At 44.7% G+C, this 11,494-nt stretch carries 8 protein-coding genes and 1 pseudogene; 5 read left to right on the top strand and 4 right to left on the bottom strand.

Going from position 1 to position 11,494, the window contains the following annotated elements:
- Window positions 1-29 precede the first annotated feature (29 nt).
- Together QUA16_RS33360 and QUA16_RS33355 are read right to left on the bottom strand one after the other, a co-directional pair.
- Window positions 30-794: a Fic family protein gene (locus tag QUA16_RS33360; protein ID WP_333109378.1), complete on the bottom strand. Its 765-nt coding sequence runs from the start codon at window positions 792-794 to the stop codon at window positions 30-32.
- A gap of 74 nt (window positions 795-868) precedes the next feature.
- Window positions 869-1,942 carry a hypothetical protein gene (locus tag QUA16_RS33355; RefSeq protein WP_333109380.1) on the bottom strand — a complete coding sequence of 358 codons (1,074 nt, stop codon included), beginning with the start codon at window positions 1,940-1,942 and terminating at the stop codon, window positions 869-871.
- A 65-nt stretch (window positions 1,943-2,007) separates the two neighbouring features.
- Between QUA16_RS33355 and QUA16_RS33350 the strand changes: the two genes are divergently transcribed.
- Window positions 2,008-2,181, top strand: coding sequence for a hypothetical protein (locus QUA16_RS33350; protein WP_333109381.1), 174 nt, complete (start codon window positions 2,008-2,010; stop codon window positions 2,179-2,181).
- 2 nt (window positions 2,182-2,183) lie between these two features.
- Entirely contained in the window at window positions 2,184-2,807 is a 624-nt protein-coding gene (locus QUA16_RS33345) for a siphovirus Gp157 family protein (RefSeq protein ID WP_333181680.1), read from the top strand.
- 239 nt (window positions 2,808-3,046) lie between these two features.
- Here QUA16_RS33345 and QUA16_RS33340 read toward each other — a convergent pair whose 3' ends face one another.
- Window positions 3,047-3,286, bottom strand: coding sequence for a hypothetical protein (locus QUA16_RS33340; RefSeq protein WP_333181678.1), 240 nt, complete (start codon window positions 3,284-3,286; stop codon window positions 3,047-3,049).
- Window positions 3,287-3,460: 174 nt separating this feature from the next.
- Here QUA16_RS33340 and QUA16_RS33335 point away from each other — a divergent pair, with 174 nt between their 5' ends.
- The 3 genes from QUA16_RS33335 (at window position 3,461) to QUA16_RS33325 (ending at window position 10,527) form a co-directional block, all read left to right on the top strand.
- On the top strand, window positions 3,461-6,997 hold the full coding sequence (locus QUA16_RS33335) for a hypothetical protein (RefSeq protein ID WP_333181676.1): 3,537 nt from the start codon (window positions 3,461-3,463) through the stop codon (window positions 6,995-6,997).
- 373 nt (window positions 6,998-7,370) lie between these two features.
- Window positions 7,371-9,779, top strand: a complete 2,409-nt coding sequence (locus tag QUA16_RS33330; protein WP_333181674.1) for a hypothetical protein — start codon at window positions 7,371-7,373, stop codon at window positions 9,777-9,779.
- A gap of 136 nt (window positions 9,780-9,915) precedes the next feature.
- On the top strand, window positions 9,916-10,527 hold the full coding sequence (locus QUA16_RS33325; RefSeq protein ID WP_333109686.1) for a hypothetical protein: 612 nt from the start codon (window positions 9,916-9,918) through the stop codon (window positions 10,525-10,527).
- A gap of 372 nt (window positions 10,528-10,899) precedes the next feature.
- Here the strand turns inward: QUA16_RS33325 and QUA16_RS33320 are convergent.
- Window positions 10,900-11,217, bottom strand: a pseudogene (locus QUA16_RS33320) (four helix bundle protein); the annotation flags it as partial.
- Window positions 11,218-11,494 lie beyond the last annotated feature (277 nt).

Genomic DNA, 11,494 nt, shown 5'->3' with positions numbered 1-11,494 from the left:
CCTAAGTATTTTTACTTATTCATTCGGGCCTAGCAATGTACTATACTATGTAGTGTTATTGAAGTGCGGAGTGTGGGATAATAGCTTTCCTTAGTTCTCTCTACAATCCGTTCCAAACTAATAAATCGCCCCACTTCATAACCGGCTTTGTAAAGCAGCAACAAAGTGAGCAACCTTGCCATCCGCCCGTTTCCATCTAAAAAGGGATGAATGCACAAGAAATCCAAAATATAAGTGGGAATCAGCAATAAAGGTTCTATCTCGCCCGATTCCCAGAGGCGATTAAACCGTTCTTGCAGGCGTTCCATTGCCGCAGGAGTAGCATAAGCGGGAGTAGGCCGAAACCTCACCACTTTAGTCCCATCAGGATAAGTAGCGCTAATTTCATTATCCAATGTTTTCCAGCGCCCGCCTGTATTAACAGCAAATTGGTAAAGGTCGCGGTGCAGTTGTAAAATGACACCTGTACTAAAAGGAATGTGGTTATAACTGGTGTGAATTGTAGTTAGCACGTCCCGATAACCCGCAATTTCTTGTTCTGAACGATCGCGCGGCGTTGTTTTTTCTGTTACTAATTTCTTAATCCGTTCTAGCGGCACTGTAATGCCTTCAATGCGGTTAGAAGATTCGGTACTCTGAATAACCGCAGCTTGGCGCAAAGTGCCTAAAACTTGTGGCGCTTGTTGCTTGAATAACTCCTGCTTGCCCTTGTACTCTCCAACCAAGCGAATCGTTTGCAGAAGTCTTTGGTTGAGCTGTTGACTTTCAATGAACCCCTCTTCAAATGACAGCATATCTATTTTATCTCCTTTGTATTAATTATAAACATTTATTGCAGTCAATAAGTCGGATATTGCGTGCGCTCGCATCAAAACTTTGAAACCCGATTACAAGCAGAACTGACACCAAATCCAGGTAAATAAGTAAGGCGATAGTTGCTTTTAGCCATAGCCCTTGCCTCTCTTGTTGTCCAAGGTTTGACGCTTAGCAAATTGGGTTCAGTTTCCAGTTGCTTTAAATAAGAGCGATCGCCCGTTACAAAGGCGATCGCCTGAGCCAGGAATTTACAGCAGCTCAAAGGAGCCTGAACCACCTGCTTTTCAGTAAACCTAACCACAATCCAATTCCACTCTAAGAATAATTGATTGCGGCGCATATCCCTGTCAGCATCGCAGCAATGAGTTGGCTTCTTAGATTTGCCAGCATAAGGTTCATCAATCTCGACATCAATTCCGAGTCCAGATGGACTGTGAATTACAGTAAAATCTGCTGAATAGCTCCTCTGAGATGACGGAATTTTAAACTCGGCTGCTTGGACAACTTCCTCAAAATATTGCTGTAAGTATTGCAAAAAGCGTTGTTCACTCACTCCTTGCGGAGCTTGAGATGTGCCATTAGGACTAACGCGAAGTGACATCAAATCCTTGAGCAATCGATTTCTGGAATCTAACTCAACTTTTGCGCTTTTTAAACGTGTCTCCAACCCTTCTTTTTCGACCTTAAAACTAGAAAATTCTTGCTGTTTATTCGATGATAAATCTTGATGGTATAATATATTTTGTTGATGGTACTCAAGAACTTGCTGCTTATACCTGGATAGCAGTTTTTGACGGCAACCAAACACATAACGATAAGCAGCCGCCATTAAACATGAATAAGCGGCTACTACCAACAGCACTTCCCACCACAGCCAACCCCAGGAGATAGCTAACAGCCCAAGTGCGATCGCACCATAGAGCCAAAACACCCAAATTAACCACAGCAACTTGACAGGTAACACCACAGGTGGTTGAGGCGGAGTCAGCAAAACAACAGGTTGACCGAATTGTTGAGTTTCTTGAAGTTGGGATGAGGCGGCACAACTAGAAGTTGCCTCTGGCAAAGGATATTGATGGCAGAACTGCATTACCACTTTTGGGTAAAAAACTATAGGATAATTCATAACTTTAAATACTCCTTTTTTTAAGAGCGCGGTCGCGCTATTTTTAAGAAAGTTTTTTGAATTGTATGCAAAAAATCACCCAGTCAAACTCACAAAATTTAACTCATTCTCAACCAGTTAGCAAAATTCAAAAGGACAAACAAATCTCTTTTAAATCCGACCCGGAAACAATGGCTGCGCTTACTCAAATCGAAGAACGCCGCGATTATTATCACACCTGCATCAACGGAGGATACTAAGCATGAATTTAGCCACAGCGACGCTTGTTCAAAGTTCAATAACTGCGGCTCAAGTTTGGCATCAACTAGAATCAGCAGAAAGCTCAGAAGAAATCGACCAACTGCTGCAATCCCTTTGGCAAACCCAAGAAACCCAGGAACTTGCTGTTGATGCCCATGCCGACTTAGCCGACCAAATTGATGCCGAAATTGCAGGAATTACAGCCCGGATGCAGTATTTGATAGAGCTGCATTCAAGAGCTCTCCACAAACTCCAGGGGTGGAGAGAGCGGTTAGACCAAACCGTTCTCTACTTCAACGAGTGCGGCGTGTTAACTTCAGAAATTATTGGCAAACACCGCCGCATTACTGTTAAGGAAAATCCGCCTACCTGTGAAGTTTCGATCGATCCATCTCAACTACCAGAACCCTATCGTCGAGTCGAAACCAAAACCGTAATTTCTGCCGACAAAAAGGCGATTGCAGACGCTTGGAAACAAGGAATGCCTGTAGATGGTACTAGAGTTTTCCGCAAGCGCAAAGTGGTTTACAGCTTGCTTCCCGGTAACAATTTGCACTCTCTTCAAGCCAACCAGACGCTTGAGAGTCGTTCTTCGGATAAAACGCAGTCCAAAAAACGGCGTTAGCCATCTTTTTAGGTGTCAGGAATACCTTGATTTGACACCTAAATTATTAGACATATCCGAATTAGACACCTCCGAATTATACCATTTATGAAAAGTCATGCAACAGTAGCTAGCAACAGTAGGTTGATTTCGTGAAATAAACCCAACGATGCAGATTGTAGCAAGACTTTTTAGAAATGGTATTACAATGTGACACGTTTGTTTTGTAAGAGCGAAGACTTAATTTCGGTCGGTATCTCTTATAAATCAATCCAGTATTGAGGGTTCTCCACTTGTTCTTCGGTGACGTTGAACAACGTTGATGCTCTACCTTTAATAACCCCGTCAGCATCAAAACTCAAACCGCCAAACTGCTGACTGTTTTCACCTTCTCCAAAAGCAACGCGAGCAAGTGCATCGCTATCGCTATCAGAGAAATAATCCCGTTGGCTTTTCATAGCCGTAGTTGTGCGAACTACTTTCACTTTTTTTCTCCACATTGGGATTGTCATCCTGATTGTAACACGCTACTTCTTTCTGATAAACCCCTCCAATTGGAGGGGGTGAATATCACTCAGTAGCAGGAATTTGTGAAGGAACAACCTTGTCAAAATCTGGACTATTACTGTGCGTAAGTCCTAAAAATGTAAAAACTAGGATTCAGGAGCTAATCAATGAGCAGAAGAAAACTTACCCCTGAATATCGCTCCACAGAATGGGTAGCTGGGGAAGGACTAAAAATCCCAGTCTTTGATATGTCCTTGACTGACGGTAGAGCAAAGGGGCGGTACCAAGCTGAATCAGAAGTGCTGCGTAACTCCCTGCTGGAACTGCTTTTTGAACCTGAAGAATTAGCATCCCTAACCATCGTTAAACCAGACCCAAATGATAACAGCTTCGACCCTCTAAAAAACATCGATTTCGGAGATGGTATTGCTAGAAGAGTTGCTTTCAGCTCCGGCAAAAATGTGTACTTTGCAGACATGGAACTCTCAATCAAACTATTGAGCGTATTCAAAACTCAACCCGACCACGCCTGTCGCTACGGCTCACTGCTAGTTAGCAGTTGCAACCTTGGAGCCAAATTGTTAGATAGTTCCCTTGACGGCGAAACCTTGCGACTCAAAATTGTTGATTCTCAAAGCGATGACCAGAGTGAAAAAGCGAAAGCTCATAAGTGGCAAACCGGAGACTGTCACGGTAAAATTTCACCGGCACTAGCCCAACAATTAGGAGGGAATTACAACCGACCTTTTCAATTCAGATTTGCCTGGATGCAGGAATGGGGACAAGAAGACTACCACACTCCAGAAATTAGCTTTCTTGCCAAAGGAACGCTGTTGCCTGATGCTAATTTAACCTCCGACTTGGGTTATGATATCATTATGGATCGCTCCTCTATCAAAGGAGTTGCTAAAGAGCAATTAGCTGAACTTATCCCCTGTGGCGACTACGAATTTCCCAAAGCTATACTGGGAAATCGAGGCAACGCCAAAGTAACTGAATACGAAAATTCCTGGCAGTTTTCGATTTGGTATTCTGAACCAGCTATTGGGGCTGACATCGCGACACCGACCAAAATTGAAGCCCAAAAGCTAGCTGACTTGCAAAATAACCGGCTGCAACTTGCCAAATACTTAGTAGAGCAACACGACAAAAAAGCTGCTTTTCAATCTAGCCTTCACGAAGACAGCAGCGGATTAGAAGACGAAACAGATGAAAAAGCCCAACGCAATGAATCCCGGCTAATTTCAATTTTGAGGAACGACAAACTCGGTCAACTCCTCGACTTTCCCAAATTCGTCGATTTCATGCAAGAACAACTGGCTAAAAAGTGGAAAGACTTAGCAATTAAAGGAGCAATTCATCACGGTTCAGCAATGGCTCAACCTTGTGAAAGCCTCAAGCCCGGTACAATTGTTGCCCCCCACTTACGACACGGCACAGAAGTCATCGTTACCCGATACCCAATTGTCAGTAAAGATAACATCCGCCGCTACACCGTAGACAACAAAAGCCATCGCGCATTAACGCAGTACAAAGGGTGCGTTTTCATTCGCTCTGACCAAGCCATGCAGCACCATCAATGCGATTTTGACGGCGATCAACTGGTAGTTACGCCTGCTTCCCGAATGCCGAATATCGCCTCTGAAACCAGGCACGCTAATCAAGAGAATGAGTACGATGCAGTTGAGAAGCGAGAGAAAGTTGACTACACTAAAGCTACCGATAGTGATGGCGATCGCAAGTATACCAAATTGCGGCAAATTGCCGTAGCGATCGCCCAAAATAAAATCGGCTGGGTGGCTACCTTAATCGGGAGAGTGCAATCCTCAGCAGCAGAACCGGGACAGCCGGAAAGTTTATTCAATCAACAGAAGCGGCAGCTTCTTGGAAAGCTATTTGATGCCCTGCAAATTGAAGTGGACAGTCCCAAAAGTGCTACTCGTACCGAAGACCACCACCCCACCTTATTGTCCAAGGCTAAGCAGTGGTCAGAACAGCACCCAAGCTACCTATTTGACTACAAAGACGACCCCAGGCTTTACAAAACCGTGCCATTACCTATAGGAGACGGCACCGCTATCAATTGCATTGCTAGGGAGGCTGTTAATCCAGAGTGGGAACCGACTCGTCTAAAAAGCCGCCACCGCGACGAATTTCGCTACCTGTTTGAGTCTCCTTCTGATTTAGATGAACGAGAAAAATGGGAGAAATATTATGTCAGGTGGGCGCAAGATATTAAGGAACGCTATCGAGAAAGGATGGGCGAAATTCACTTGGAGTGCGGCGGCGATTCTAAGGCAATTAAAGAAGCCGTCAGCAAGTTATACGAGAGCTTAAGAGCCGATGTGACCGAAGCTTGGACTGACCCTGAAGAACGGTTTTTAGCTGCTAGTGCGATGTGGCACGTCGAAACCGCAAATCCCAACTTAGAAGTTCCTCGCAAAGCTTGTAAGGAACTTTCTCGCCAACTGCTGATTGAATTCAACCTTGAACCTGAGTACGAGCGACTGCACGAAGCAATGCCAAAAGATACTTACGTTCTGAGCGTCCCTTTCGAGGAATTTGAACGGGACGGCAGCAATAAGACTGTCAGGGATAAGAAGCGACAGCCAGTTGGCAAAGACTTAGCTGGACATTGGAAAGAATTGTTAGACAGCAAAGGCATTAAATATGAAGCAACTTTGCATCCGAGCCTGCCAATGGTCAATTTTGCCTTAATTGAACCCAGCGACAAACTGGTGGGAATTCTTGAAAAGAAGTTTTGCGAAAATGTCAACGACATCGACAGTTTAGACTTAACTTACCGCGATGGTCTTGGTCGCACCAAAGATGTCAGTTCACGTATTGTAGCTCCTGCTGATTATACTTGGCTTGAGTCCCAAAACCAAACACCTAAAGCAGCATTGGTTCTCAATTTGTTTACAGATGAAATTTGCCAGCAATTGCAAACCTTTCAGTTTGACAGAGCGGAACTGATTGGACAGAAGTACAATGACTTGAAAGATGTTGACTTTAGCAGTCCAAAATGGAGGCAGAAAACATTGACTTTTGAGGTGGGTTCTGTTAGCGGTACCGATTCAAGGCGCGACGGCAGCCCTATTGTTCTCCTTGACGGAAAAGAGCTAGCTATGTTCTCTGCTAACTCACCTAAATTGCCGATCGGCACTACCTTTGAGGCCACTATTGAACCCTCGCCTAAAGGCAGCGCTTTGATCTTAAACATCAACCCTAGCTCTGTGCAACTAATTGAATCAGTTGAGGAACTTTCAGAAGTCGCGCCAACTCCTTGTCAAGAGCGATCGCTATCCGTATCGCCAACCCCTTGTCAAAAGCGAGCGCTATCCGTATCGCCAACCCCTACCCAAAACAAACCGCCATCTCAACCCGAAGACATTGCTGCCAGCCCCGCCCACCTCTCAGAATTGCTGAAAGATGCGATTTCTGAAGCATATAACCAAACTGGAGAAACTAAAATCCCTGTGGGGAACTGGACAGCTTTTATTAGCCAATCTCGCAATAATGTTAGGTGTTTAGTCAGAGATGAAGCTGATAATCCGGTCTTGGCTGCTGACTTAAAAACAGGTCAAATCATTAAGAAGCTTTCTGAAAACAACAGCTCTCAGTTTATCAAATACCTCAGAGAGGTTGATGCTGAATTAGCTTCTACATCTTCAAAAAAAAGAGATGCAGATACACAACTTTAATATCAACTACCCTACATCTAAGAGCGGGTAGGTGTGAACACCAGGAAAGCTCGTTGACCGAACAGTTAGTTTTTTAGGGAGTTTCAAACAGGGGATAAGCTGTCGCGCCTTTAAATTGTATACTTCAATCTTTGTGGGAAAAGCGTCAAAGTCTTTCCCCCTCTCTCTTTCTCCCCCTCTCCCCCTCTCTTTCTGCCCCTCCCCAACCAACAGATACTTTAGATGCGTAGCAGCTTAATTATTAGTGGGCGACGATTCCCCCTCCGATTGGAGGGGGTCAGTTTAACTCCCCAAAACCGCTCTTCCGAGTGAAGTCAGTAGCCATACTGCTCGAATTTCATGGGAAATATCCACTCACGCCGCCACAAAGATTATGGCTACAAAAACAGCATACCGAAGCCGAAGCCAGGGAAACTACATCACCCCTAACACAGCCGAGGGCAAGAAAATCCTCAACTACCTAAGAAATCGCTGCGAGAAAGCTTTAGATTACTGCCAGGAAAATGGACTCACCAGCGTAGAAGATTTTGCCGATGCAATTGAAGAACTAACGGAAGCAGACGGCAAACCTGGCATTAGCGTGGAGGTCAAGCATAACGGACTCGTCCTCAGTTTGAGCGATCGACCTGAGTACGGCTCTACCACAGGAAAATACATGATGGAGCACTTGGGAGAGCCGGACGACAACCGATTTACTAAAACAGGAATTGAAGCATTACTCGATTCGCCTCGAACTAAAACAAGGTCTAAGAAAGACGATTTACTAGATGAATTGGATGATGAGCAACCCTCCCCCAAGTCTAAATCTAAAGTTGCAACTAAGTCTAAAAAAGACGATTTACTAGATGAATTAGAGGATGAGCAACCCTCGCGTCGATCGAAATATCAAACGGTTAACAAGTCTAAAAAAGACGATTTGCTAGATGACTTAGAAGATGATGAACCATCGCACAGATCGAAATCTAAAGCCAATATCAAATCCAAAAAAGATGAAATACAAAATTCGGATGACGACGAGCCATCACCCAACTCTCAAACCAAAAGAAGATCCCGAAAAGATGACGTAGAGGAGTTGGAGTCGGAAGAACCCCTGGTTAAATCTAAAGCCTTAACCCGCTCTCCGAGAGATGAACTAAGTGAACTAGATGAGTTTGAAGTCAAAGAACCTCAACCTAAAGCTAAGCCTCAAACTAAAAGCCACCTTCAAAACTCTGAGCGAGAAGATTTGGAAGACGAAGAATTATCAGCTAAATCCCAAGCCAAAAGAAAACTTCAGACAGATGAAGCGGTAGAAGTTGCTGAATCCTTAGCACGCACACCTTCAAAAACCCGAAGGAGCCAACAGCAACCTCAAGGCAAAAAATCAAACGACCAGAACATCGATAGTATCCTCGATGCTGCTGTACAAGTTAGTGGTAGAACAGCCATTTCTGGAAGTGAGGTAGAAGGTACAACTGTCAGCGGCCTGAGCGGTCAAGTTGCGGTTCTCGCTACTCTGATGGGGAAAAAAGCAGCTTCTCAAATTATAGAAGCTGCTCTTGGGGCTGGAAAAGAGCGCCAAGTTGCCGGTATTGTCAAAAGGCTCCAAGCTCAAAGCCAGCGAGCTGACTCGCTGTCGCAGCGGGTTACCAACTTGGTTGAAGCGGATTCAGTTGCAGATGCAATGGTCGAATCCGAAGCTTTACCAATAGCTGAACCGAAGCCAGAACCGAAACAAAACATCTTACCTGAACCGGATGCCGAATTTGTCTCAACACCCGGTATGCTCTTAGCTAAAGCTGTTAGCAAAGTCCACGGAAAAGTTGATAAATTTTCCGGTCGTGTGAGAGACAACAATTCTGAAAAAACGGCTTCTATTAAGATTGACACAGAGGCGAGTTTTGAAGAACAGCTCCTACAAATAAATGAAGCACTCGACCGACTTGAAAAGCGACTAGATACCCTAGAAGAGCGAATAGAAGCTTTAGAGAACAAACTTTCTCTTCAAAAAAGCGAGACAGGCGTTCAAGCTGGGGATGCAAAATTAGAACCGCCCGACAGCTCAACTCCATCCCTCAGCGACCAATTCGTACAAAACGCCACAGAAATAGGTGAAAAAATTTCATTAGAATCAACAATCCCAGCTAGCAACAGCGCTAGCGCTGCTGCTAAAAAAATCACTGTGACCGCCCAAAATCTTACTCAGGACGCCCAACTTGCAGCAACACTTGCGAAAATTTACAGCCTCGCTGAAGAAGAAGCAAATGCGGAAGGCATTGCATTAGAAGATGGGGTTGATTTGGGAGAAGCAAAACTTTATGTAACAAATTTTGACTCCTCTACCGCTGTCAGCTTAAAAACTAAGGAAGGCGAGGAACTGTTTTCAGCAGTACAGGATAAAACTGGAGAATGGGAAGTTACAAACGACTTCCTGAAACCTGAAGAAAAAGAAGAACTCGACCGCTTAAAGATTTTTCAACAAGCTCTCAACCAAGAACGCTTAGCTGAAATGGTAAAGAGAAGCAGTCAGGATGAAATCAGCTTTACCGATTCCCAAGGCTCGCGCCTCGACTTTGAAGTCGAATTCAGCGATAAATCCAAGTCGAAGGGTACTGTCAAAGGCTTTAACTCTCACAGCGAGATAGTTTTTGAGGCCAGCCTCCAAAAAGGTAATGTTGAGGTTCTTCTGTGCGACATTCCACCCGAAGAAGTAGAAAATCTCCTCTCCCAACAACAACTCGCTCAAAACCATAACTCCAACAAGCAGGAAGCTAGAAAAACTGAAGCCGAGATGGAGATTTGAAATAACTTTTTTCACTTGCACCCTCCATTTGGAGGGGGTCACTGTCACTGTAGAAAATCACCGTTTTTGGTGATTTTGCAGGCAGTAGATGCAGCTTAAATTAGCATTTAAGCAATAAATTAATCGAGATAGTGACATGGCTACTTACTTAGACCAAACAAGAAATGAACGAAACCGCAACTCATTATCACGCTGGTTAAAACAACAGAAAATCAAACTGGGCGACCTTCCATTCCTCGGCATTTGCCTAGCCTCGCTCATCTACTTCAGCATTCACGACCCGCTCTTAATTGCGACTTTAGGCTGCTCCAGCATTGTGTTTTTGAGTTTATGGCATCTCACTAGAGCTATTCCCATTGTAGAGCGATACATTGGCTGCAAAATTCGCTTTTGGCACATTGCCACTGCCATTATCACCTCCACTGCACTTTGCTCCGTACTCGATTCCCCAGCCAACGCCCTCTTCCTCTCCGGCTTAGAAGAATTTATGCAAGAACTCGCAGAAGGAGCCTCTTCAGCAGGAGGCGAAGCTATTGATACCGAAGTCATCGAACTGATTTTCAACTTAATTCGCGGAGCATTTCTTTTGTTAGTAGCAGCCGCTTCTCTTTTCGCCTACAACCAAGCACAACAAGGTAATGACTGGAGACCAATTGTTACCCAAGTTGCCTTAGCCTTTGCCATTGTAATTGCCGTTGACGTAATAACTTTTCTGTTCGTTGGCAATGGCGGAGGTGGAGGAGCTTAGGGAAGAGTGGGAGAGAGGGGGAGGGGGAGAGGGGGAGAGGGGGAGAGTGGGAGAAGGGGAGATTAGAGGTGTGCAGTAAACAGCAAGCTATTTGAATTTTCAGGTAGATGGCAGTTGTTACATAGTCCGTCATTTTAATTCAATTGGCTGAGTATATGTTAGATGTTGAAGCCCTCTAGTTTTTATCGGGTTGTTGCGAGTTTTCAAACTTCTCCCCTTGTTCCACTCTCCTTTTCTCCCACTCTCCCCTTCTCCCACTCTCCCCTTCTCCCACTCTCCCCTCTTCCACTCTCCTCTTCTCCCCCTCTCCCCCACTCTCCCACTCTCCCACTCTCCCACTCCCCCACTCTCCCCCCTCTCCCTCTCTTTCGTTCACCGACTTTTAGTATGGTTTTTTGGCACTGGAAGGAGCCACATAGAAGGGTTATTAATCATGTTGACCAGTGTACCCAGTATTTGATTGTAATGTTGATACAGCTCTCTACCAACCTGAACATCCAAGTAATTGCATTTAACAGCGAATTCAATCCAAGTTTGAGTTTCAGCAGCTTCAGCTTCAGAATCACTTAATTTGGATACAAAAGCTCCTTCATAACGCCGTTTACGCCATGCCTCAGACAAATTGGCACAAACAGAACGCGAAGACCGACGAATTTGATCTGTCAATGAATATCGTTCCTCAATAGGAAACTTTTTAGAGAGTTAAAAAATCTGCATAGCCACATCTAATGCAAGCTGATACACTTCTAACTCTCGGTGGGATTGAATTGGTTTTCTGTTCATTTCAAGCTCTAATTTCTTAACTCCGCTTTCTATTATCCCCTCTCCCACTCTCCCACTCTCCCCCTCTCCGAATCACCCACTCTCCCCCTCTCCCCCTCCCCCACTCTCCCCCCTTTCAGGGGTAGGTTTTTAATGATGACACCGGATTGGATAGTATAGAAACAGTGAGTTTTACACAGCTCCG

The organism is Microcoleus sp. S13_C3, from assembly GCF_036700905.1.
Classification (GTDB): domain Bacteria; phylum Cyanobacteriota; class Cyanobacteriia; order Cyanobacteriales; family Microcoleaceae; genus Microcoleus.
The sequence above is the reverse complement of the archived record's forward strand: the minus strand, read 5'-3'. Positions and strand labels throughout refer to the sequence as shown.

Bases quoted from the DNA above. Each gene is read 5' to 3' on its own strand.
- QUA16_RS33360 (WP_333109378.1), bottom strand. From the start codon at position 794: ATGCTGTCATTTGAAGAGGGGTTCATTGAAAGTCAACAGCTCAACCAA.
- QUA16_RS33355 (WP_333109380.1), bottom strand. From the start codon at position 1,942: ATGAATTATCCTATAGTTTTTTACCCAAAAGTGGTAATGCAGTTCTGC.
- QUA16_RS33350 (WP_333109381.1), top strand. From the start codon at position 2,008: ATGCAAAAAATCACCCAGTCAAACTCACAAAATTTAACTCATTCTCAA.
- QUA16_RS33345 (WP_333181680.1), top strand. From the start codon at position 2,184: ATGAATTTAGCCACAGCGACGCTTGTTCAAAGTTCAATAACTGCGGCT.
- QUA16_RS33340 (WP_333181678.1), bottom strand. From the start codon at position 3,286: ATGTGGAGAAAAAAAGTGAAAGTAGTTCGCACAACTACGGCTATGAAA.
- QUA16_RS33335 (WP_333181676.1), top strand. From the start codon at position 3,461: ATGAGCAGAAGAAAACTTACCCCTGAATATCGCTCCACAGAATGGGTA.
- QUA16_RS33330 (WP_333181674.1), top strand. From the start codon at position 7,371: ATGGCTACAAAAACAGCATACCGAAGCCGAAGCCAGGGAAACTACATC.
- QUA16_RS33325 (WP_333109686.1), top strand. From the start codon at position 9,916: ATGGCTACTTACTTAGACCAAACAAGAAATGAACGAAACCGCAACTCA.